The following is a 23013-nucleotide window of genomic DNA, read 5'->3' as shown; positions in this document are numbered from 1 at the left end:
TCTCTACACACTTTGCAGACCTCTATCTTGCGCTCCAGGTGAACTCTTCTCTATAATAAGACCATCAAATAAGGCTATCGAATAAAGCTATCAATATACGTTCGTACATACGCATATGCTGGCATGTGTTATCAACAGAGAGGAAATGTAAGTCAATGGAGATTTCAGAAGCACCTGGGGTGGCTTCCCCCCCTACATCCCAGCCCCTGCAACCTGTCTCAATCTGGCGCCAGATCAATCTCAATGTGTTCTGGATGGCAAATCAGTTTCACTGGCAGGCGCTCTCTTCAATTGTACTCCCAAGTATGGTGGCAAAACTCCTGGATCCTCAGCAACAGAATATCAATCTCGCGCTGGTCATTGCATGGGGCACGCTGGCCGCCGTCTTCGTCAATCCACTCGCAGGAGCTCTCTCCGACTATCTTCCCTTTCGGCTGGGACGTCGACGCCCTTTTATGCTCATTGGCACGATCCTCAATCTCATTGTCTTAGTAGTTTTCGCCTTCACTCCCAATCTAGACCGCTCCATTCTTCTCTTTATGCTGGCAATTCTCTACTTTTTATTACAATGTAGCAACAATTTTGCCAATTCACCCTGGAGTGCCATTATCGCTGATCAAGTCCCTGTCCAACAACGCGGCTTCACCGCTGGTTTAAATGGGCTCGCTCTCCTGCTAGGCACTGCCCTGGGCTCGATTGTGGCTGGCAGTATTGTAAATAAGCATGATGCTCTGCCTGTCTATAAGAATGAGATTACGCTGATTTTTCTGATTGTGGCGGTTGTTCAGATGCTCTTTGTTGCCTATACGATCCTGACTGTCAAGGAAACTCCCCTTCCTCCCGAACAATACAGCCCTATTCGCTTTGGTCCTTTTTTTCGCAAGTTTTTCTTTAAGCCATCCCAATATCCTGATCTCTCCTGGGTTCTGTTAGCTCGGCTTCTGGTTATGCTGGGGATCTGGGCCATCTTTTACTTCCTGCAATATTATGCCGATGAGGTACTCAATGTCTCTGGAGAGAAATTTATTGGTCAGATTTTTCTCCCTCTCCTTCTCGTCGTGGCACTTCCCACTTCGGTGCTGGCTGGCTGGCTCTCCGATCGTTGGAGCCGCAAAAAACTGGTCTACATCTCAGGCATTACGATGACACTGGTCTGCCTGCTCTTTATCTTCTGGCAAAATACAACGGGGGCACTCATTGCAGCGGCCTTCTTTGGGATCGGGTATGGAGCATATACCAGTGTTGACTGGGCCCTGGTCACTGATACTCTTCCCCCAACCGATGAGGCCGGGAAATTTCTAGGGCTCTGGTCTGCTATGGGAATCCTCCCTCAGGTGGTTGGCATTAGCCTTGGTGGCATCCTGCTTCAACTTCTCCAGGGCTTTCCCAATCATCTCGGCTATACCATTCTCTTCTCGGTAACGGTCTTCTACTTTATTCTCGGCACAATCGTGATTAGCCGTGTGAAAAGTGTTCGCTAGCGGATACAACTAGCGGCAATTTTCAACAAGCTTCTCACATCCAGACAGCACAAAGAGAGGCATTTCTTCGCAGGTCCGCTGCCAGGAAATGCCTCTCTTTGTAAAAATTTAGCCTCTTCTATGCTAAGAGCGCTACGCTTATTTCACTGAACCTTCATAGATGCCCATAATTGTCCCCAGGAACTTTTCAGCATCCTCTTTTTTACGCTGGAAGGAGTTTCGTCCCATGATTGAGCCAAAACCACCACCATCGCGGATCGCACGAGCTTCTGTGAAGACTTGCTCGTCAGCTGAGGTTGCACCACCTGAGAAGATGACAATACGACGACCATTGAATGAACTCTGGACAACGTGCTTGACGCGATCTGCCAGTGTTGAGATGGGAATCTCGTATTTCTGATAGACCTTCTGCGCCTCTGGCAATTCAACTTTCTCGCTTGGTAACTTCACTTTGATAATATCTGCACCTAACTGGGCGGCAATCTGAGCTGCATAGGCAACAACATCAACTGCTGTCTCACCCTCTTTGCTCAAAGCACTACCGCGAGGATAGGACCAGACAACAACAGCCAGACCTGCAGTCTTGGCCTCAAGGATCAGGTCTCGTAGCTGCTGGTACATCTCTGTGCGCTCGCTTGATCCCGGGTAGATAGTGAAACCTACTGCGACACAACCCAGGCGGAGCGCATCGTCCACACCGGCTGTGACTGCCGAAATTGGATCGCGCTCGTCGTTCAAGATATCATGATTGTTGCACTTGAGAATTAAGGGAATCTCGCCAGCAAAATCCGCTGCACCAGCCTCTAAGAAGCCCAAAGGGGCAGCATAGGCGTTGCACCCTGCATCAATCGCCAGTTGAAAATGGTAACGAGGATCATAGCCAGCTGGATTAGGAGCAAAACTTCGCGCTGGACCATGTTCGAAACCCTGGTCTACTGGCAAGATAACTAGCTTCCCTGTACCAGCCAATCGACCATGATTAAGCATACGTGCAAGGTTTGTTCGAACCCCTGGATTCTCGCTGCCGTACCAGCTTAGAATTTCACGAATACGATCGTTCATTTTATGTGTTCCTTTTCATTCATCATCTCTTGATGTGACCGCACTTTATGCGGTGATCTTCTTCTTTATTGTATCACGAGCGAGACTCCACGGCCATGGACAGCGCGACGGCAGGGTTTTTTATGTATATTTATACCAGCAAAATCTAACTACTATACTGGCAAAATATAGCTACCTGAAAGTAGCTATCAGGCCCTTCAACGAAGAGCATACCCTTCCATAGATCCGGGTTAAAAAGCCTTTCTCCTCTCCTTTTGCTATGCAAATGATCATTTTACAATCGTTCTCTTTGTTAAAGAGAAGAAAGAAAGAAATAGGCTATGGCGGCTCAGCCATTGTTACCTGGTATCCTCTGAAACGTCTTTATTTATACCCATGGTAGAGCATGTCTCAAGCTAGATAGCAATGTGCTACCAATATAGTTATTTCAAGGAGATTAATGGGATAAGATGAGCAATTTTGAGCTACTTATGCAAGAAATCAGTAAGCAGCAGAGCTTGATGAATGCTTTACAGGCTGAAAATACTGCCTTGCGTGAACAGATTGATGATCTACGTAGCGGTCGAGGGATCTTTCTTGAGCTTCAAGGCCAACGCTTCCCGCTGTACGTTCCTGCAGATCAGACACAACAAACACCGATGACAAGTACTACTGCAAGTACTCCTCAGGATGCGTTGTCACAAGAGCTTTCTTCTTCTTTCCCTGTGGTAGAGAGCAATGGAGAGGGTGAAAACTATGCCCAGGTTGAGGCTCTTGAGCATGTAGAGGAAGCACCAACTGCACCGCTGGTACTTCCTCTAAGAGAAGAAATCCCTCATGTCCCTACCTCACCACTTCCGGTGATCACTGAAACTACTCCCGCACCAGCTCCTTCTACGTTCCTGGAAGAGATGCTGATTAGTGAATTTGAACAGGCACTGACTTCACCTCCTCCTCCTCACAATAGCTCCGAGGAGAAAAAGGAAGCAGTCAGCAATGAAGAACAGATGGCCAGCCTCCGCCGAGAATTAATGGGCAGCTACATCTTAGAGTAGAAGATAGCCCGTATCCTCTTCTTTGAGTTACGAGCTATCTTCTCTTCCTGCTCACCTCATCTGCCGCTCTTCCTTTTTCTGGCCTCAAGTAGGCTTGAGCCAGAGCGTGTGGTCCAGACTGCTTGCGCCATCTCTCTTATGATGCCGCAGCATAGAGGACCCACGAGTAAGGAGGAACTCTAACTACCTTCTATATCCCTTTGGCTGAGGCAAGCACGAACTTTAAGGCTGGCGTACCCTTATAGAGACCAAGGGCAAACACGCTGTTGACCGTTCCTTGCTTCAATGTCGCAGCAACTGGTACCGTGGCATTTACGCTTGTGGCTGTCACGTCAAAGGTATAAGAGCCGGCTGGAACGGGCAGATAGGCACTTGCCTTAGGATAGGTCAATCCGGTAATGACTGTTTTTCCACCCACAGCAACGTTCACCGGGCCCGCATTTGGCGATAAGTGGTAAACACGGACCTTTGGCTCTCCACCGGTCAGGCGATTATCATCTACAAAGGCTGACAATGAGAAACCACTTGATCTGGTTCCCAGGGCTGCAACGGTATAGTACATACCTGGATCCACTGAGACAGATTGTGTAATGGCAGCTCCCCCGACTCCTTTTCCAGTTGGAGCAACCTGAAGCTTGTGGGCACCTGCCGCTAATGGCACATAATCAGTGACGGTGCTGAAGACGAAATTTGTCAAAATTGATTTTCCGTCAACAAACACATCAACATTTCCTGCATCCGGCGATGCGTGCACTACACGTACAAATGCATTCGCTTGAGGCGCGGCAGATGTGTGGCTCATTCCTCCAGGCCATAACAGCCACACCCCTAGCAGGAATGCAAACACAGATACAACCCACGATAGTCGACCTTGTAAAGGGAGTTTCATATGGTATTTCGCTCCTTTGTACTCCTGTACAGTCAGGATTACTCCTACTCTCGGTCCTTGCTTCTTACAGCCACCAGTAATCAGGCGTGCTGTACAGACAACACGAAGACATACCATCATGCCTGGATGCTGTATAAAGCGACAATCTTATTTATTCCAGCCCCGACAATTTTGTATGTTAGCTCTCTGATGAGAATGCTCAGCTTCTCCAGGCTGTAGAAGAAAAAGTTGAGCTTTTCGCTTTTCTAGCTACATACTACAGACGTCTCACATCCTCATATTGGTCTCAATAGTTAACCATTCCACAATCTATTTCATTCCTTTGCCCATGGGTTCTCTCACATAAAGTAGGACCGTAAGCTCTCGTAAGCTTTCTATAAACTCAACAAAAAGATACCCTCTTTGGACCTTTTCCACGTCCTCTCTAAGAGGAGAAGAGCGGGGAAGCGGGGAAATGACTCGCTGAAAGGAAGAGGTATTCAGCCCTCTTGCTTTTGTATACTGTCACAGATTTCATACTGAACATTGAATTCTTGTCTCTTCCTGCCTCTAAAACTGGTCCGATAAAATCATTTCAATAGGGGAGTAGAATGATGAATTCATACGACAAGGATCGTCAGTCACAACTTTCTACACACAAATCGCCAGCTCAGTGTTCTGAGAGGGAGACTTATCATCCGATTTTGGAGAAAAGACTCTCCCATTTTTTTCAACAACAGACTGAACAAATTCATTTTACTCCTGAGTTACGCTCCCAGATCTTGCGCAAAATTCATGCACCTGGCTTCCCGCAGTCGAGATGGCTCACCACTTGCAGTCTCGCTCTAGCGGCTTCTCTCATACTCTGTGCTCTCTTCACCTTTCGCCCTGTTCCTATCTCTGCTCCTTCGTCGGTAGTCTATCAGGTTGGACCAGTGGAGGCTGTATCGCCAGAGCTTCATAATGGTGGCAAACTTATCTCGCTTGATCCAACTGAACACCATCTGCTTTATCAAGCAGCACATCAACCAGGTGTGATGTACACCACTGATCTAGCAGATCCTATTGCACATAATACGCTGGTCATGCACGATGCCATCACTGCTGCCTGGGCCCCCAATGGTTCTGCGCTGGTGGCGACCGTCGCCACTGATACAACTGCGCTCCCTTTACTGGCAATGATTCCAACTGGACAGTATATGTCTCCACTCAAGCCTGAGGCTCTGGCAGCAACCTGGGCTCCCTCACAGACCCAACCTATCACCTATATGCTTCAGCAGGCAGGCAAAATTCAGTTATGGCGCACCAATCCAGATGGTCAGCAGACTCAAATGCAGGCCTTCTGGCCCCTCTCGCTTACTCCACGACTGCTGCTATGGTCCCCTGATGGGACGCAACTGGCTATCGTTGTAAGTGCTGCCGGATCAGTAAGTCCGACGACACTGACCCAACCTTGCCTTGAGATCTATCTTTTACAAATGCACAATCTGCACTTGCAAAAACTTGTTCAAGCTGGTGACTTTAGCATTGGGGCATTGGCCTGGTCACCCAATAGCCAGTCCCTCACATATGAAAAGATTTCAGCGACGAAACAGACTACATTACAAACGCTAAATATCCATACCAAACACATTGAGTTTGAGGTACCGATTAAGGCAACGCTACAAGGCTGGAGCTGGTCACCAGATGGTCGAGCTCTTATCTACAGCGATGGGGGGATCTTACGAATATATGAGGCCCAAACGGCTCATATTACATTGCCGAAGCTTACAGGTATTCAAGACACGCCTTTCTGGCTAAAAGATGGGCGTATTCTCTTTCTCCAGATTATCGGGTCCTCCTCCCAGTTAGCATATCTGACTCCTGATCACTAGCTCATCAGGCAGCTATGCAACAGTTAAAATCAATTTCTACTGTATGAAATCCGTCGATCTGAGGAGTGCTAGACGCAAAATGGAGTCTATAGGAAGCATTCCCTTGAGAAACAAGAAAGGTCATTGTCCCTCTGGTGGTGGTCGCTGGTTCAAAGCTCACTGGTATTGTGCTGTTCTGAAGATTAAACGTTGATGCTCCACTCTGCAAATGGGCATAATTAAAAGCTGAGCCAGGGATAACTACTTGTGTAAGAGAGTTTCTGACCGTTAACACGACAGTAAGTTCCCATGAAGTGGATGTCTTCGGGTGCAGACTGACTGTGGTCAGGATCCAATCCAGGCCAGCATAGCTAAAGGGTCTTTGCAGTGTGATAGTTTTTGTATCTGTGACTGTAGGTTGCGTTTGCGATGGCTGTTCTTTTACTTGCATATTTGATTGTACAGATACATCGGAAACCTTTTGCAGGGTAAGCCATAGAGTCCATCCTAACGAGGTTGTGAGGGCAAAAATAATACCTATCAGGCAGAGTAAGAGGAAGAACTGTTTTCTCTTGAGATGGGGGAGAGGGGACCGCAAACGTCGGGAGAGGGGATGGCCGGTGCCAGAAGGCAAAGGCTGGTCTTCTGGAATAATCTCTGTTTCCAATTGCTGTTCTGGTGGGGATGAATTGAGCACTGTTTGAGAAGGATGGATTGGGAGAGAAAGAGAGATAAACGACTCGGAGAGAGCGATAGGCTGCCCACAATTACGACAAAATCGTTTGCCACGCCTGATCATTGCCCCACAGTAAGTGCAGGAGGGAAAGGGCTCCTGAACCATGCTCTACACTCCTCTTTACTATGCACAGATTGCGATATACCACAGAGCAGTTCTTCAAAAAACACTTCTATAGATGCTCTCTGTCGTCGCTCCATTATAGCGCCTTCTGCCCTCCAATGAGAATGTATCGCGCCAGAAACCCTATCCCTTCAGACTGCTACAGATCAGCACTACGTGAGCTTTCCCACTGTATCTGCAAAATCAGGGAGATTCAATGTTCCCAGACCAGTTGCATAATCCCAGCCCGAAGTTGCTTTATAGTACAGGTTATCGCCCTGGGTCACATCATAGTAGGGATGCTTGCCATTGTTTTGCGTTGCCGCTTTATAAAAGAGATCGGGTGTCGAACTTACTTTATGGCTACGCTGAGCAAGCTGCTGATTCACCAGAGCCAGTCCGGTTGCCCAGATCGGCGCAGATGCACTTGTGCCTCCCACGGCACCCCACTGCCCCTGGAAGTAGACTGCCAATCCATAGGCCACCGCTGAGACATCTGGAACCTGACGTCGTCCTTGCGAATAACGATTATCGACGCCAGGGGCTTTCTGCCAATTTGATCGCTGGTACAGCTTGCTGTTACCACCACCACTTCCCCAGTTATTTTGACATTGTGACCCCGCCTGTTCCGACCAGGCCCCTTCGGAGACGCGATTCGCATTCTGGTCAATGCGCAGAATGGTTCCACCAACAGAAATTGACCAGGGATCGCTAGCAGGAAAACTGACTGAAAGATCACCATAACGTCGGCTGGTAAAAGCTCCACAGTCCCCACTCGCCACAAACACCGCAAGGTGTTCTACCTGTGACAACTGACGCAGACTGCTATCAATCGCTTTTACATCACTCGTGGTCATCTCTCCTTCTGCCGCTCCCAGACTAATACTTACAACATTCCCAGAATTTGCGTTATTTACGTTGTCATTCAAGAGCTGCTGGAGCTCATCATTAACATTCACCCAGACATCACTATTCTGATCGCTAGCATCAGTCTGATAGACTTTAATATTGCTAGAACGAGCCAGTCCCGCAACCATCTGAATATCTAATGTTGACTCACCCAACGCTTCCTTTGGAGAACCATCCACATTGACTGTAGTTAGCTTCCCTTTAAATTGGATACAATCAAAGTAATTTTGAATATCGTCTCTATATGACCCATCAATCTCTACAAGGTTAATGGTCATGTTCTCTCCATGCAGGCCACGATTCCAGAGCTGATCAAAACCATAGGTATGAGCAATCTCTTTGGGAAGCAGGGTCTGATCCTGAGGCGAACAATCGGCTGCTGGCTGCGCGGGCTGCTGAACATTGAAATGAAGATCTTGCTTTGGCACAGCACTGTAATTATCCAACCCTGTAATTGCATCAATAGAATTCGCTAAAAACTGTGGCACTTTCGCAGGTTTGTTTGTATCTGGAGCGTAAAAACTTTTTCCATTATAGTTATGGACGACAAAATCTGTCTGTAACAATCTGGCAAGAGTACTGGCTTTTGCTTCGATCGCCAGATGGGTGCGTAATTGACTTAAATTGATATCGATTCCCTGGGTATGAAAAAAGGCTTTGATCTTCTGATATTTGGCATCATCAATACCAATTTTATTGGCAAATTGTTCTAGATGAGAGCTCTGTCCCGGCTGCATTGTCTGCTGCTGAGACTGATTGAGAAGGTTTGGATCAATTTTAAAGGTAATGCGTACATGTAATTTTGTATCGCCAGCCAGGGGTCCTGTAACTGGTGATTTTAACGACTCGGCTGGAATACCCAGATCCAGGGGCGTTGGCTGTAACGAGGTATCCGGACCTTGTGGCGTGTTACAACTAGCAAGAGGCACTAACAACAGGCAGCAACATATGACGCCAGTCAGCCAGCTTCCTATGGCCCGACCTGTACGTGCAACTTTACTCATAGATGGGTCTCCCTCCAATCAACATCAGCAAAAAATGATCGATTCGAACTGATATTTGCTTCTATCAATGAAATGGCATAAGAGCATTATGGTTATTCGCTCTCTTCTATCACGAATCATCAACTCAAATCAATTCAACATCATCGTGGGCACCACCTCCACGCTCTTTTCGCCTCAACTTCTAGAGGTTTTCAAGATATACTTGCATCCAGCCCTGATGAGGACCTCTCTCTTCAATACAGAGAGGTCGCTGCCGACACAGAAGGTTAGCTATATGACGTCCCACAGTGAGCACAGAACAATGCACCCTCCAGCGTCGGACGTGGTGTCCCACAATGGGAGCAGACCCTTGCCTGTGAAGCTCCACAATACATGCAATAGGACCATCCACTCTGTAACTCTCTTCGGCAGGTTGCGCAAAAATGCTGCAACTCAGATCCAGAGGCCAGGGATACGTTGGTGATCTGCTGTTCAAATCGCCCTATCTTTAAGAGGACGGGATCAACCAGATGTGGGTGCTCGGTTGATGCAATCACGACCATGCGATAGTGTTTATCTATGCTCTCCAGTTCAACTCCCAGTTGACTGATCAATTCTGCTCGCCCTTCTCCATGTTCCAATCGTGTAAGAGCATCCAGACCTTCTAATGCAACAATCACGGGAGATAACGTCTTCGCCTCCTGAAAAATATGTTGCAGATAGCGCTGCCCTCTCTCAGCACTTCCTCCTTTGCGTAGAAGCACATATTCGCGGCCAGGCAACTCCAGGTCATCAAGCTGAAGCACTTGCGCCTGGAGATCAACCAATAATTCGACCAGAGCAGTCAATGAGAGGGTAAGCAATGGCACCACGGCCTCTCCTGCGGTTGCACGTACCAGAAGACGGCTCTCATTTATTGATGTCGTCGCTAAGAGGATACCACGAGGAAAACGTCCAGCACTCGCCTGAAAAGATGGATACCCTTTAAGAAAGCCAACCACATCCATTAACGCTCGCTTCTCTGCTTCCATTCCCTCGATATCAACGAAAAGCTCGGTTGGCCGCTCTAGCTTGCGTAACACTCTGCGACCGGGCCCACGCTGATAATAGACCAGGCTCTGCTCGCGTGCGCGGCTCTGGATTAACTGATCCATATAACTGCTGTAGGCCGGTCCTACAGCCTCAGAGATTCGCGTCTGAAGCGTTGCAACTTCTGGTACGAGAAAAGAGAGTAATGGTTGTGTGCGCGGGTGACGTAACACTCCTAACAAGAGGTGTTCAGGCTGAATAGTAGAGGTATGCATCTGTGAAATAAAGCAGAGCGTCCATTCAATACATTCACGGGTTTCTCGCGATAGTGGCAATGCAAAGAGAGGATCATCCACTTCAACACTTTTCTCCATATGTGGCTGGATCAGAGCCTCACTCTGTGCTCGCAAAGATGAGAACTCCATGCCAAGTTGATTCAGCGCTTTTAGCACTCGCTCATCCGATTGGAGAACAAGGGCCAACAACATATGCTCTGGTGCAATACTACTTGCTGCCATCTGCATTGCTTGCTGTTGCGCTAATCTGATAACTTGCTGAGTGGTAGGGGCAAAGCGGTCCAGCTCCTGGGGTTTGCTAATTGTGCTCATAGCATTAACCGTTCCTTTCCATCCTATTGAAGCAAGAGAAGAGGCCTCTCACATTCAGCACCACGACCTGACAACACCAAGTGTTTCAACTTGTACTCGATAGTCAGAGAGTGCCGTTATCCATTCAGGATGCCTTCAGGACGCTGACCACAGGAACTACAAAATTGTTTCATTCCCTCTAAGATGAGCTCAGAACCACAGACGCTACAGACCCTCTTTAAGAGGTGACGACAATAAACACAGTAGCGCCAGTCCCTTTCAATATCAGATCCACAATCTGGACATTGTATATCTTGCGCTCTCTCACATGGGCTGTTCGATGATGTCATGAAAAGGTGCTGCTCAAAATGGGGTCCGCTGGAGGATGTGCGTGAAGGAAGATTCACGTCCCTTTCCTGCGAAGTAGTGGCCAGGAGAATACTCCGCCGACCCAGGCGGGACTGTTCAATCTCTCCAAAAAGGCTATCCAACAATTGATCGCGGACGCTATGAATGCGTACACGGTCAATATATTCTCCACCATCCAGCTCTTCCCACAATACAACGCAGGGGGAGATCTGCCGAAGACGAACAAAGAACCGCTGGATGATGCACCGGGCCAGGAAGAGACCATGAGGAGAAAACTGGCGCTCACGACCACTCAAACGCTTATCGTTATAATAATTCAGGGTCGGGTAGGTTGTAAAAGGGAGGCACATGGCAACAAGTCCAGCGAATGAAAAGATGCAGAGCCGCCGTCCCAGTGCAAATGCAACCCCTTCAGCCAATTCTCGACCAAGGGTACGCTCAGCTCCAATGAAGAGCAACTCCTGAGGCCGCCGACGATCGGGAGAAGCCTCCGCAATCTGGACGACGTCGCAGAGCTCTCTCTTCACCTCTTCATAGCCTGCGATATGATTAAGGGCAATGGACGGCTCCCGTACACTGCTCAGAGAGTGCACCAGATTCTGTATATATAACAACATTCTGAGCTCCTGTTGAGCCAGTTCTGCGCAAAATTGCTGGAGATCAGACCACTCACGACTCGTGCCGAGCTGCTCAACGACCTTATCCAGGGTCATCTGCCAATGATGATTCAATATGCACAACAGGAGGTGCTCAGGAGTAACAAACATTTTCCCGGTACTGTGCACACCTGCTACTGATAGTTCTACACATGCTTGTAGCTCCAATGAGAAAGGAAGCTGAATACGCTCAGGCATCTCATCCCTGGAAAGGCCTGGTCCAAGCCGCATCTGAAGCCGCTCTTCTAATATAAATGGCTCTATTTTGAGAAACAACAAAAGCTCTATCACACGGTCGTTATTCTGCACCAGCGCTGCCAGCAGGCAATGCTCTAACAAGACTTCAGTACACCCACGTCCAGCCGCTTCACGCTGCGCCAACAATAAAAGGGCATGCACCGAATCCTCTAACCAACCATGTTGAGGCCCCCTCATACCAAACACAAATGGATTCATACTCCCCTCCCACAAAACAGCAATCCCATTTCCCGCTCTTAAAGTCTCGCTCTACAAACATAACAGAAGCAAGCCAGTTCTCTATCTGTCCTGCTAGAGTCGCGCTCTACAAACATAACAGAAGCAAGCGAGTTCTCTATCTGTCCTGCTAGAGTCGCGCTCCACAAACATAACAGAAGCGAGCCAGTTCTCTATCTGTACTGCAAAATTCGCCACATTGACTACAGGCTTTACGCAATTCATACCCACAATACCTACAGTAATTCCAGATCGCTTGAATCGAGCACTGACAGATGGGACAGCCCTGTTCCACCGGCCAGAGCTGTAATGGTTGATAGGGAACACGTGTTTCCGCAACAACATTCCCCACATGCTTCTCCGATTGTAAAAAAGTCTGTGAGGCCTCATTCTCTGGTTGTGATCTCCCTCCCTCCTGTTGCTGCCCATGCTGGAAGGCTGCAAGGATTAAGTCCTCAATCACCTGGCTCTGCCTTCGCCCTTTCCCTGGATAACGCTGAGACGTAAGCTCTTCTAACATCTGCTTCGCGCTCTCACTTAACTGGATATGCTGCCGATGATGCTGTGTCATGTCATACAATGCCTTTCGCTTTTTTTAGTAGTATAGCCCATATTGTGGGCTTTTCATAGGCCTTAAAATAAAGATCGCATTAAAAATAAAAATAGCTCCACAGAATGCTTGTAGTTATACTCTGCATTCTTTGGAGCCTCTCCGGTTCTCTTCAACCTACATCTTCACGGCTAGCCTTCTCGCGATACGCTATTTAAAGATGAGACAGGGCTGGCCTATCGAACTCCGGAGGCGATGAAAAGGCCACTCTCTTTTGTGATATGGATGACGCCATGGGCAGACAGTTCTGCGTCGATAATGGCACGTAGGGCTGCTAATTGGGCCTCGCTGATGCTTTCAGCAGCTCGAATTGACAGTATGAACGCAACAAGTGGTTCAGCCTCTGTAACGGCCAGACCTCCTTCAAATCGTCTGCACTCGATCTCTGAGAACCAGGGGGCCAGTTGGGCAGCACCATTTTGCAGGCTAAAGGCAGAGCTGGTAGCCACTCCCAGGATGCCACTCTCATCCAGACCAGCTTGTTGGCGGAGAAGATCCATTTCGCGCAGATGCGCTTCGCCATTCGTTGCTGCATAGAAACGGCCCTGCGGTCGGAGAACGCGACGAATCTCCGCCAGAGCCTGTGCGCGATCAGGTACATGGTAGAGCATATGGTTCGCAATCACATAATCGAAGGTGTTGTCAGAGGCAGGAATGGACTGAACGTCAATGACCGCAAACTGAAATTGCGAGGCATGCTCTCCCAGATTCGCACGTGCGGCCTGAAGCATACCCGCCGAGAAATCCGATAGCGTAATCTCGCAGCCAGCGGGAATGTGTTCTAGATTATGCACCCAGAGTTGGGCAGAACCGCTCCCTATTTCAAGAATGCGACTCCCAGGAGAAAGCTCAAGCTGATCAAAGACCCAATGCTGCCAATTTAGAGGATTCGTACTAAAAAGTTCATGAAGACGTATGCGGGCATCAAGATTTTTTGATGTATTGTATTGCTTGTCCAGAAGATATTGCTGATGAGAAATCTGTGTCATGATGAGATACATATCCTTTCTCATACAAAGAGGAGAAAATGCTTATTCCACTTTTCTACAAAAGATTTCCAAAGATAATTATACCATATTAAAAGCTTTATCAACAGAATAAGCATGACCTCTGCAGGGCGTTTCAGTTCTTGCAGAAGAGGCCATGAGCCAGGAAGAGCAGCATACTACTCGGGTCATTGAAAAATATATTCTCTCTCATGAGGATATAAGGAAGCAGCACATGCCAGAATTTGTGGTATAATACTCAGGTCATTGGAAAAAATATTCTACCTCATGAGGATATAGGGAAGCAGCGCATGCCAGAATTTAAAGTAGAAGCCCCCTTTGAGCCAACTGGCGATCAGCCAGATGCGATTACTCGCCTTGCCGAAGGCATCAAAAATGGATACAAGTATCAGACATTACTCGGTGTAACTGGAAGTGGTAAGACGTATTCAGTGGCCAAAATTGTGGAGCAGGTGCAGAAACCGACTCTCGTCCTGGCCCCCAATAAAACGCTCGCCGCTCAGCTCTATAGCGAATACAAAGAGTTCTTCCCTAATAACGCCGTCGAATACTTTGTCTCTTACTACGATTACTATCAGCCAGAGGCCTACATTCCCCGCAGCGATACCTACGTCGAAAAAGAGAGTATGCTCAACGAGGAGATCGAGAAGCTCCGCCTCTCAGCCACCCGTAGTCTCTTTGAGCGCAAAGATGTTCTGATCGTTGCTTCAGTCTCTTGCATCTACGGTCTGGGAAGTCCAGAGGAATATGGCGAGGTCGTTCTTACGCTCAAAGTTGGCGAGGAGCGCCGCCGTGATCGTATTTTACGCCACCTGACCGAGATCCTCTATGAGCGTAACGACGCCAATTTTATTCGTGGCCGCTTCCGCGTTCGTGGCGATGTCCTCGAGATCTTTCCAGCCTATGAGGATGTTGCAGTCCGCATCGAGTTCTTTGGAGATGAGATCGAGCGCATGACCGAGATTGACCCCCTCACCGGTGAGGTCCTGGGCAAACGGCAACGACTGGATATCTATCCTGCAAAGCACTGGGTAACTACCAAAGAACGCTTAAATACCTCCATTAAATTAATTGAAGAAGAATTGGAACAACGTCTCGCCGAGTTGGAGACGGAAGGCAAACTTCTAGAGGCTGCTCGCCTCAAACAACGCACAAACTTTGATATTGAGATGTTGCGTGAGACTGGTATCTGCTCAGGAGTCGAAAACTACTCTCGCCACCTTGCAGGTAGAGGTCCAGGCGAACAGCCGTGGACGCTGCTCGATTATCTTCCTGAGGATTTTCTGCTGGTGGTCGATGAGTCACACGTTGCCTTACCGCAGGTCCGTGGAATGTTTGCTGGCGACCGTTCTCGTAAGCAGGTGCTGGTCGACTATGGTTTCCGGCTCCCTTCGGCACTGGATAATCGACCTCTGATGTTCCCAGAGTTTGAAAAGGAGCTCAATCAGGCTCTTTTTGTCTCGGCAACGCCTGGCCCCTTTGAATTCGAACATAGCGATGCAATCGTTGAACAGTTGATTCGTCCCACAGGGCTGATCGATCCAGAGATCAGCATCCGCCAGACACAAGGGCAGATCGATGATCTCCTGGCAGAGATTCGCATACGTATAAGCAAAGGTCATCGCGTTCTAGTCACAACCCTGACAAAAAAGATGGCCGAAGATCTTGCAGACTATATGCAAGAGCTCAATATTAAGGTCCATTATCTCCACTCAGAGATCGATACCATTGAACGTGTTGAGATTCTTCGTGACCTCCGCCTGGGTGTCTATGATGTCGTTGTTGGTATCAATCTCCTGCGTGAAGGTCTGGATCTGCCAGAAGTCTCGCTTGTAGCGATCCTGGATGCTGATAAGGAAGGCTTCTTACGTTCTGAAGGGTCGCTCATTCAGATCATTGGCCGCGCCGCGCGCCACGTTGAGGGAAGCGTCATTATGTATGCCGATAAAATTACACGCTCGATGCAGAAGGCCATCGATGAGACCAATCGTCGCCGCGTTCTGCAGGTTGCGTATAATGAAAAACATGCTATTACCCCTCGTGGCATTAAAAAGGAGATCAAGACGCTCTCTGAGCGCTTGAAATCCATGGCCGGCCAACAAGAGTCTACTGCTGCTGATGTCACTACGCTATCAGGGATTCCAAAAGATGAAGCATTACGGCTGATCAAGGACCTTGAGTCACAGATGCGAGCAGCAGCCAAACAGCTTGAATTTGAAAAAGCTGGTCAATTACGTGATCAGATCATCGAAATTCGTCGTATGATGATCGAATAGAAGCTCTCTCTCAATAGATCCGCTCAATAAGGGCAAGACTCCTCATCTGTCTTGCCCTGATTTGTTATACTTGGAACAGTTGAACTCTATTGCTTGCTCAAATGGTTAACTCATATGTTAGCTACGAGGATCAAAAGACGTTAGCTAGCTACGGTGTCTTTCCTGCGCAAACATTTTATACTGCAAGTAGACCTTATTTTTCAGCACAAGCGAGGAAACTGTGATTCAACAGAATAACAGAGAAACAGAGATTGTTCAAAAGGTTATCAAACCCCTTCTCCGTGGTTGGTTCCATGCTTTTGCAGCCGGAGGGGCGGTCGTCCTTACGATCATTCTCTGCTGGTTAAGCAGAAATGATATGCCACGACTCTGGTCAATGCTCATCTTTGGCTTGAGTATGGTTGAACTTTACACGGTGAGTGCTGTCTATCATATCGGTAACTGGCGCCCTGGCCTGAAAAAGACATTACGTGCGTTTGATCATTCAAATATTTTTATCCTGATCGCTGGCACCTATACGCCGCTCTGCTTTAATCTTCTTACTGGCTGGGTGCGGATCGCATTGCTCATTACGATCTGGATACTGGCAATCCTTGGCGTCAGTCTGACGGCTATTCCTCTGACGCTACGCTTACCTCGTTGGGTCAATGCCATTCTTTATATTGCAATGGGCTGGGTAGCGGTTCTTGCCTTTCCAGCTTTCCTGGCGGTTCTCCCCTGGACGTTTGTAGCAACGATGGTTCTAGGTGGGGTCCTCTATACCATTGGTGGCATTATTTATGCACTCCGCAAACCAGATCCTATTCCACATATCTTCGGCTTTCATGAGATCTTTCATCTCTTTGTGATTGCTGGAAGTATTGCCTTTGCAGCCAGCGTCTGGATCTGGGCCCTTCCTTTTCCGCGCGCCTGAACAACGCTGAAGACAAACATTTGGCCTGTTGAGGATTTACACAAGACAGATTCTTCTCGAGGATCTGTCTTTTTGTTTGTCCACGAGATTACCTATGAGCTCAAGCCTCTTGACTGCTAGTGCGAATATAAGAGTGCGTCATCTGACGCTGTTAGAGAAAGGACGACCATCTGAATGTTTCATCATCACGACTCAGAAGCCAATGACAACCAGGAACCAACACAGCATGAGCTGTTGAGTGGTCCTCAGATTATCCCTCACCGTGTCCGTCCCAATATGACGGTAGCAGAGCTTGTCGATGAGCAGTTTCAAGCCTACAATTCAGCACGCTTGAACGAAGCCGCTCGACTTTTTGTTGAGAAAATGCTTGTTCCTGAGCAAGATGTAACGATTGGCATGACCGTCGCGGGTGCCCTTACTCCTGCTGGCCTGGGTGGGTGCCTGCTTACATTGATGGAGTATGGCTTTGTGGATTTCCTCATTAGTACGGGAGCCAATCTCTACCATGATATCCACTATGCTCTTTCTATGTCACTCCATCGAGGCGATTTTCGCTTAGACGACATCAAATTACAGGATGAAGGTGTCATTCGTATCTATGACATTCTCTTCGAAGACAAAGTCCTCCTCGATACCGATGCTTTTGTCCGCGAAAGCCTGAAGAGCCTGCCTGAACGCCCTATCTCAACCTCTGAACTCCATCACCATCTGGGAACACTCCTGCTCAAGCTAGGTGTGAAGCCTGAATATTCCGTCCTGGCTCAGGCTGCGGCCTGGAATGTACCGATCTACACGTCATCCCCTGGTGACTCTTCCATTGGAATGAACGTTGCACGCAATGCTCTGGATGGAAGCAAGCTTACGCTCGATCCGCTCGCCGATGTTAACGAAACAACCGCAATTGTTCACCATGCCACCCGCAATGGCGTGATTATTCTGGGCGGAGGAAGTCCAAAGAACTTTTATCTCCAGACCCAGCCTCAATTATGGGAGGTGCTGGGTATTCAAAAAGGTGGTCATGACTACTTTGTGCAGATTACCGCAGATGCTCCCCATTGGGGCGGCCTCTCGGGGGCAACCCCCTCAGAAGCTGTCTCCTGGGGAAAAATCAAGCCAGATCAACTCAAAGATGCGGTCGTGGTCTATGGAGATTCGACGATAGCTCTTCCCCTATTAACAGCATATGCCGTGAGTAAGGCACAACCACGACCACGCAAAGAACTGTTTGCCAAAAGAACAGCTTTGCTTCAGGAACTGCAAGAAGCCTACGAAACGGGAAAAATGGTCCGTCCATAAGGTTCGACTCGATCTAATCCAAAGTCACCTTTCCCATTAGATAGACAGCTATCTGCCAATTAGGTTGATAGCTGTCTTGCGTTTAGGTTGATTGGCAGGTGGGTATTAGATAGAAAAGAGCTTGCTATTAGATACAAATTCAGGCAAAAGATTGGCATTAGCTTGACAACCTAATGTATAATATCAAACAGTGTGCAGGATTGAGAGCACAGAAAAAACATTGCAGGACATAGCCTTTTTACGGGGCAGCAAACTGCACAATTGACACCTTAGGAGGAAGAAGCATGCTTGTCCACTTGATGTTAGAGCTTTACAATATCGATCGTGAGATTCTGAGCAACGAGCCACTCTTACGTCAGGTCCTGGACCAGTACCCAGAGCGCGTCGCAATGGAGAAGGTCAGCCCCGTTCACCTCTACGATATCGAAACATCGAACCCGCTGGACGCTGGTATGTCTGGTTTTGTTGTTATTGCACAGAGCCACATTAGCCTTCATGCCTGGCCTGAGTACGGCGAAGTTGATATCGATATCTGCTCCTGCAAAGAGTTTAGCCAGGAAGATGCCATCAATTTTGCCAAAGAGATCTTTAAGACAGACGATGTAGAAGCACACTTTGTCGTACGTGCAACCCGTTCTCTTCGCCCAGAAGAGCCCGATCCCGTTCGTTTTGCTCAGGCAATGGAAGAGCGTCGCCTGGCCAAATCGGGGGTGCGATAAGGGCAATAAGCGCAAGGCGAAAAGTACAGGCGCCATAGATTCAATTAATAGTGGAATTTGACAGCAAAAATCACCCATGTGAGAAGCCTGTCATCTTCCACTATAATTTTAATTAGTCCGCGAGATGGCATTCTTCTTTTTGTATAATTATTGTTAAATAGAGACTGGTTACACACTGCTATTTTTGTGATTCTTCGAAAAATACATGTACTTCATTCCGCTATACGCGTAGTCCAGACTGGTCTTCTTTCTGCCGGATTCATGGCTGGCTTCGACCACTCAAAGGGCTCTCCTCTCTATGTGATACAGTACACAAAGATTGGCCTGAACAGACCAATCCTCTTTGCCTTCTTACTCTCCGGACTGGCACATCTCCTGGTGAGGGGCTTTTTCTTGTAGGATTTTCTTGTATAAAAGGAACAAGGACTCAATGGAGCAGATACATACGACTGAAACTACTCAGTTTGGGGCGCCAGATGCCCCGTTTTGCAATCGCGAGACCGCTCGCTTCACGATTATTCCCGCTCCTCTTGAATATAGCGTCTGCTATATGGAAGGGACCCGTCATGGACCACAGGCAATTCTCAATGCTTCCAGCCAGATGGAACTCTACGATGAGGAACTTGATTGCTGTCCCATCGAGGTTGGAGTCTATACACATCCGGTTCTTAATTATCAAGGGATGGATCATGCTGCCGCTCTTCACCATACAGGAGAAGCTGTACGCGAGGTTCTCGAGCGTCATCAGATTCCTCTGACTCTGGGTGGCGAACATTCTCTGTCCGCTCCTATCATTGCTGAAGTGTACAAAAAATATCCCGATCTGACGGTGGTGCATATCGATGCTCATGGCGATCTGCGCGATGAGTATGAGGGCACGCCACTCTCTCACGCTTCGATTGAGCGTCGCGTGGTCGATATGGGGATTCCATTGCTCGAGATTGGTATCCGCAGCTTTAGCCCGGAAGAGGCTGCATTTTTAAAGACTGGCCCCAATGTGGCTGTGGTCTGGGCGTATAAGATTGCGCGTGGGCTCGCCAGCATTCCCTGGGAGCGGCTCAGCCAGCATACGTATGTCACGATCGATCTCGATGCCATTGATCCCAGCGAGATGCCCGCAGTCGGAACACCCGAACCCGGTGGCCTCTCCTGGTACCAGGTGCTCGATCTATTCAAAGAGATCTGTCAACGTACAACTGTTGTTGGAATGGATGTCGTCGAATTATGCCCCATGGAAGGCCAGACACGCGCCGATTTCCTGGCCGCGAAACTGGTCTATAAGCTCATCGGCTACCATTCGTCAATCAAATAATAATGCAATAGTCCTGAATGACTCTTCTCTTCTGTACAAATAAACAATAACTGGTTACACTCATTGAGAGAATTTGCGACAGAATGCGCTTTCTAAAGCAGAGCTAGAATGCGATTGTCACGTGTACCAGGAGAGGTTATATGCAACAGAAGAGAAGTATCATTCACTATTCCTGGAGAGGGCTCCTCTCAGCTGGCTTGAGCTTTCTCTTATATGCTTGTCTTGTTAGTAGCTGTACAACGGCAACGGACAGCACTCCCCTTCCACCAACTTCATCTCATCAATCGCTTACGGTGAGCTATCGCCATGATTCCCATGCCCTTATCATGCGTACATTTGTCGCAGGTGGAGTCTATGGGACGCTTAATCTCGCTCCTCAGATAAGCCTCTATGGCGATGGAACCTTTATCTTCGGCACGCAACAGCAGGGACAATTAACCGGGGCACAGCTCCAATCAGTCCTGACGACAATGCTTCAGACTGACGGCCTTTTAACCTTCAAGCGTCACCAATTTTCAGACCTTCCTGATCAAAACGCAACCTTTTTAGAGCTCAACGTGAATGATAAGCCGCTGGAGCTCATGTATGGGTCCTTTGGCAATCAGAGTGAAAGCGATCAGGACCTCACAGAATATCATCAACTTGCTCATGCACTGACAACTCTGACAGAGAGCCTTACCGCTCCTGTTCATCCTTATACAAGTAACCAGGAGGCACTTTTCGTGCGCCGCTCTTTTAGTCCAGACCCCGCTCATACCCGGCACTATGCTGATACAAGCTTATCTCTTGCTCAGCTCGCTGACTTTGAATGTGGTCCACTGCCCAAAGACGAGGATCTCAATCCCGAGGGAAACTGTCTCAAATACACCATCCCCGAGCACGCATTTATCCCAGATACACAACAGCTTGCGTCCATAAAGAACACATTACAGAACGAACTGCATGGTGAGTTGAATGAAGATGAGCTCTTCTATGAAGTCACGCTCAGGCCTCTTCTCCCTGATGAAACAGATCAAAAACAGGTCGCTATGTTTGGGAGCGCCCAGAATACCTATCGTGCAGTTCCATTGCAGATTGGTGAGCTCCCACGAAGTTGATGGCTCTGTAGATCATGAGCCAGAGTATTGAAATCTATTGGACACCTACCTTTTTGGGAGTGAATTGAAAGGCCTGGCTGGCACCCTCCTCTATAAAAGATACAGACAAGGTCGGGCAAAATATGGTATACTACAAGAGACGCGTCCCCATGAAACAACGCATTATGCAGAATGCAGCGCGTCATCATTTGAGAGTAGGGCGGACTGACCGACGGGAGGAAGTCACAAAAGATCTTATCGATCTGACCACTACTTAGAAGTACCATCCCCATACTGCTTAATTGTGAAAGGAAACATGACCAGAGAATTCAATAATCAAGGCAGAGATGACGCGCGTCCGTCATTTCGCAATCAATCCTCCAATCGATACGGAGAAGAGCGATCACCACGTCCAGCTCGTCCTCGCCTCAATCGAGAGACAGTAGATCGCGCCTGGGAGAACGGTGCCCCACGGGTACATGGGGATTACCACCCACGCAATACACATTCAAATGGGCCAGCCCCCAGAAACAACTGGCGCAATAATCAAAACAATGAGTATTCTTCGCAGAATGGTCCGCAGGGCAACCGCTCCTATAGTTACCGTCAGGGACCACCACGACAGAACGCGCCACAACGCCCATTTACTGGTAATCCAGGCACTCGACCTTATGACGCAAATAATCGAACCTTTAACAACTCTTCACGCTTCGATAATCAACGTGGCGGCAATGGCAGCTATGGATATAATGGAGATCGGGGTGAGCGCCCATCGTTTCGCTCGCCTTCATCCAATACACCGCCTTACGAACAGCGTGATCGTGGCTATTCACAGCGTAACTCAGGACCATCCCGCCCTGAGGGCCGAAGCTTTCCACCACGTGGCAACAACGGCCCGGCACGTCCCGAAGGGCGTGGCCCACGCCCTTCTCGGCCTGAGAATACCTATGGCAGCGAACGACCTCAGAATCGTAGCAACACCACCCGTGACCAGGCCAATGGTTTTGCCCGCCGTGGCGCTGAACGTCATGAACGCAATAATCCACCAAAACCATACTTTGACCGCAACCGCTATAATCGCAACCATAACGATGAGCGTCCCGCCCGCCCATTAAATGCACGCGCCCAGAGCCGTATGTGGATCAAACAGAATCAGAATGAAGAGCCCGTCGATGAACAGTTCGAAGGAGATTATGAGGCGCTCGGCAACGATCGTGGACCACGCAACTACGATCGAGATGCATCTCCTCGCAACTATGAAGATCAACGCCGCAGCCCTCGACGTCCTGAACGCTCGGCCCCTGAAGAGCTCCACGTTACCCGTCTACCCGACGGTCGCGTTCTCAAGGGCTCGCGTCCAGAACAACGCAAAAAAGCTGAGTTCTGGAATGGTGTGACGGAGAGTACCGATACGCTTATCGGTGGCATTCACCCCCCTCAGGAGACTGAGGCCGAGGATTCACAAACGCCCTCTCCTTCACGTCGACCAGTGAAGCGAACCGCCAGCGCTGTCCGCAGAAATAAGGCCGACAAAGGAGCTGTCAAAAAACCCTATCATGCTGGCGGCCCTAAACCATCACAACGTGGTTTCAAATGGCCCACTGGCGCTGAATAAGCTGTTCGCTTATGATCACTTGTGTGTCCAGTTTTTGCGAACTGGA

General features: G+C 48.6%; 18 protein-coding genes. 10 read left to right on the top strand and 8 right to left on the bottom strand.

Annotated elements, in window-relative coordinates; translation table 11 throughout:
* Positions 1-155 precede the first annotated feature (155 nt).
* On the top strand, positions 156-1481 hold the full coding sequence (locus EL628_RS08745) for an MFS transporter (protein ID WP_126579573.1): 1326 nt from the start codon (positions 156-158) through the stop codon (positions 1479-1481).
* Positions 1482-1619: 138 nt separating this feature from the next.
* On the opposite strand, the gene EL628_RS08740 is transcribed toward EL628_RS08745, so the two are convergent.
* Positions 1620-2543, bottom strand: a complete 924-nt coding sequence (locus EL628_RS08740) for a class I fructose-bisphosphate aldolase (RefSeq protein WP_126579572.1) — start codon at positions 2541-2543, stop codon at positions 1620-1622.
* A 449-nt stretch (positions 2544-2992) separates the two neighbouring features.
* Here EL628_RS08740 and EL628_RS08735 point away from each other — a divergent pair, with 449 nt between their 5' ends.
* Positions 2993-3577 (top strand): hypothetical protein, encoded by a 585-nt coding sequence (locus tag EL628_RS08735; protein WP_126579571.1) that lies wholly within the window; start codon positions 2993-2995, stop codon positions 3575-3577.
* Positions 3578-3767: 190 nt separating this feature from the next.
* Here the strand turns inward: EL628_RS08735 and EL628_RS08730 are convergent, their stop codons facing one another.
* Positions 3768-4466, bottom strand: coding sequence for a DUF4397 domain-containing protein (locus EL628_RS08730; RefSeq protein ID WP_161975363.1), 699 nt, complete (start codon positions 4464-4466; stop codon positions 3768-3770).
* Positions 4467-5056: 590 nt separating this feature from the next.
* Between EL628_RS08730 and EL628_RS08725 the strand changes: the two genes are divergently transcribed.
* Positions 5057-6319 carry a TolB family protein gene (locus tag EL628_RS08725; RefSeq protein WP_126579569.1) on the top strand — a complete coding sequence of 421 codons (1263 nt, stop codon included), beginning with the start codon at positions 5057-5059 and terminating at the stop codon, positions 6317-6319.
* A 4-nt stretch (positions 6320-6323) separates the two neighbouring features.
* Here EL628_RS08725 and EL628_RS08720 read toward each other — a convergent pair whose 3' ends face one another.
* The 6 genes from EL628_RS08720 to EL628_RS08695 form a co-directional block, all read right to left on the bottom strand.
* On the bottom strand, positions 6324-7139 hold the full coding sequence (locus tag EL628_RS08720) for a zinc ribbon domain-containing protein (RefSeq protein WP_126579568.1): 816 nt from the start codon (positions 7137-7139) through the stop codon (positions 6324-6326).
* A gap of 170 nt (positions 7140-7309) precedes the next feature.
* A complete protein-coding gene (locus EL628_RS08715) occupies positions 7310-9049 on the bottom strand; it encodes a S53 family peptidase (RefSeq protein ID WP_126579567.1) in 1740 nt (579 codons plus the stop codon).
* Positions 9050-9315: 266 nt separating this feature from the next.
* Positions 9316-10665 carry a Clp protease N-terminal domain-containing protein gene (locus tag EL628_RS08710; protein ID WP_126579566.1) on the bottom strand — a complete coding sequence of 450 codons (1350 nt, stop codon included), beginning with the start codon at positions 10663-10665 and terminating at the stop codon, positions 9316-9318.
* A 116-nt stretch (positions 10666-10781) separates the two neighbouring features.
* Positions 10782-12125 carry a zinc ribbon domain-containing protein gene (locus EL628_RS08705; RefSeq protein ID WP_126579565.1) on the bottom strand — a complete coding sequence of 448 codons (1344 nt, stop codon included), beginning with the start codon at positions 12123-12125 and terminating at the stop codon, positions 10782-10784.
* 148 nt (positions 12126-12273) lie between these two features.
* Positions 12274-12714, bottom strand: coding sequence for a zinc ribbon domain-containing protein (locus tag EL628_RS08700; protein WP_126579564.1), 441 nt, complete (start codon positions 12712-12714; stop codon positions 12274-12276).
* A gap of 215 nt (positions 12715-12929) precedes the next feature.
* Positions 12930-13742: a class I SAM-dependent methyltransferase gene (locus EL628_RS08695; protein ID WP_161975362.1), complete on the bottom strand. Its 813-nt coding sequence runs from the start codon at positions 13740-13742 to the stop codon at positions 12930-12932.
* A gap of 308 nt (positions 13743-14050) precedes the next feature.
* Here EL628_RS08695 and uvrB point away from each other — a divergent pair, with 308 nt between their 5' ends.
* From uvrB to EL628_RS08660, 7 genes are all read left to right on the top strand, one after another.
* Positions 14051-16036, top strand: a complete 1986-nt coding sequence (gene uvrB, locus EL628_RS08690) for an excinuclease ABC subunit UvrB (RefSeq protein ID WP_126579562.1) — start codon at positions 14051-14053, stop codon at positions 16034-16036.
* A gap of 220 nt (positions 16037-16256) precedes the next feature.
* Complete coding sequence (gene trhA, locus EL628_RS08685; protein WP_126579561.1) at positions 16257-16949, top strand: PAQR family membrane homeostasis protein TrhA; 693 nt, start codon at positions 16257-16259, stop codon at positions 16947-16949.
* A 174-nt stretch (positions 16950-17123) separates the two neighbouring features.
* Entirely contained in the window at positions 17124-18245 is a 1122-nt protein-coding gene (locus EL628_RS08680; RefSeq protein WP_126579560.1) for a homospermidine biosynthesis protein, read from the top strand.
* Positions 18246-18529: 284 nt separating this feature from the next.
* A complete protein-coding gene (locus EL628_RS08675) occupies positions 18530-18964 on the top strand; it encodes an S-adenosylmethionine decarboxylase family protein (protein ID WP_126579559.1) in 435 nt (144 codons plus the stop codon).
* A gap of 430 nt (positions 18965-19394) precedes the next feature.
* Positions 19395-20276, top strand: coding sequence for an agmatinase (gene speB / locus EL628_RS08670; protein ID WP_126579558.1), 882 nt, complete (start codon positions 19395-19397; stop codon positions 20274-20276).
* A gap of 140 nt (positions 20277-20416) precedes the next feature.
* Positions 20417-21373, top strand: coding sequence for a hypothetical protein (locus tag EL628_RS08665; protein ID WP_126579557.1), 957 nt, complete (start codon positions 20417-20419; stop codon positions 21371-21373).
* A gap of 295 nt (positions 21374-21668) precedes the next feature.
* On the top strand, positions 21669-22967 hold the full coding sequence (locus tag EL628_RS08660; RefSeq protein ID WP_126579556.1) for a hypothetical protein: 1299 nt from the start codon (positions 21669-21671) through the stop codon (positions 22965-22967).
* Positions 22968-23013: the final 46 nt, after the last annotated feature.

The sequence above is a fragment of the Tengunoibacter tsumagoiensis genome, from assembly GCF_003967535.1.
Classification (GTDB): domain Bacteria; phylum Chloroflexota; class Ktedonobacteria; order Ktedonobacterales; family Ktedonobacteraceae; genus Tengunoibacter; species Tengunoibacter tsumagoiensis.
This window is presented reverse-complemented; position numbering and strand designations above follow the sequence as displayed.

Excerpts from the sequence above, each read along its gene's own strand:
- EL628_RS08745 (WP_126579573.1), top strand. The coding sequence starts at position 156 with ATGGAGATTTCAGAAGCACCTGGGGTGGCTTCCCCCCCTACATCCCAG.
- EL628_RS08740 (WP_126579572.1), bottom strand. The coding sequence starts at position 2,543 with ATGAACGATCGTATTCGTGAAATTCTAAGCTGGTACGGCAGCGAGAAT.
- EL628_RS08735 (WP_126579571.1), top strand. The coding sequence starts at position 2,993 with ATGAGCAATTTTGAGCTACTTATGCAAGAAATCAGTAAGCAGCAGAGC.
- EL628_RS08730 (WP_161975363.1), bottom strand. The coding sequence starts at position 4,466 with ATGAAACTCCCTTTACAAGGTCGACTATCGTGGGTTGTATCTGTGTTT.
- EL628_RS08725 (WP_126579569.1), top strand. The coding sequence starts at position 5,057 with ATGATGAATTCATACGACAAGGATCGTCAGTCACAACTTTCTACACAC.
- EL628_RS08720 (WP_126579568.1), bottom strand. The coding sequence starts at position 7,139 with ATGGTTCAGGAGCCCTTTCCCTCCTGCACTTACTGTGGGGCAATGATC.
- EL628_RS08715 (WP_126579567.1), bottom strand. The coding sequence starts at position 9,049 with ATGAGTAAAGTTGCACGTACAGGTCGGGCCATAGGAAGCTGGCTGACT.
- EL628_RS08710 (WP_126579566.1), bottom strand. The coding sequence starts at position 10,665 with ATGAGCACAATTAGCAAACCCCAGGAGCTGGACCGCTTTGCCCCTACC.
- EL628_RS08705 (WP_126579565.1), bottom strand. The coding sequence starts at position 12,125 with ATGAATCCATTTGTGTTTGGTATGAGGGGGCCTCAACATGGTTGGTTA.
- EL628_RS08700 (WP_126579564.1), bottom strand. The coding sequence starts at position 12,714 with ATGACACAGCATCATCGGCAGCATATCCAGTTAAGTGAGAGCGCGAAG.
- EL628_RS08695 (WP_161975362.1), bottom strand. The coding sequence starts at position 13,742 with ATGACACAGATTTCTCATCAGCAATATCTTCTGGACAAGCAATACAAT.
- uvrB (WP_126579562.1), top strand. The coding sequence starts at position 14,051 with ATGCCAGAATTTAAAGTAGAAGCCCCCTTTGAGCCAACTGGCGATCAG.
- EL628_RS08680 (WP_126579560.1), top strand. The coding sequence starts at position 17,124 with ATGTTTCATCATCACGACTCAGAAGCCAATGACAACCAGGAACCAACA.
- EL628_RS08675 (WP_126579559.1), top strand. The coding sequence starts at position 18,530 with ATGCTTGTCCACTTGATGTTAGAGCTTTACAATATCGATCGTGAGATT.
- speB (WP_126579558.1), top strand. The coding sequence starts at position 19,395 with ATGGAGCAGATACATACGACTGAAACTACTCAGTTTGGGGCGCCAGAT.
- EL628_RS08665 (WP_126579557.1), top strand. The coding sequence starts at position 20,417 with ATGCAACAGAAGAGAAGTATCATTCACTATTCCTGGAGAGGGCTCCTC.
- EL628_RS08660 (WP_126579556.1), top strand. The coding sequence starts at position 21,669 with ATGACCAGAGAATTCAATAATCAAGGCAGAGATGACGCGCGTCCGTCA.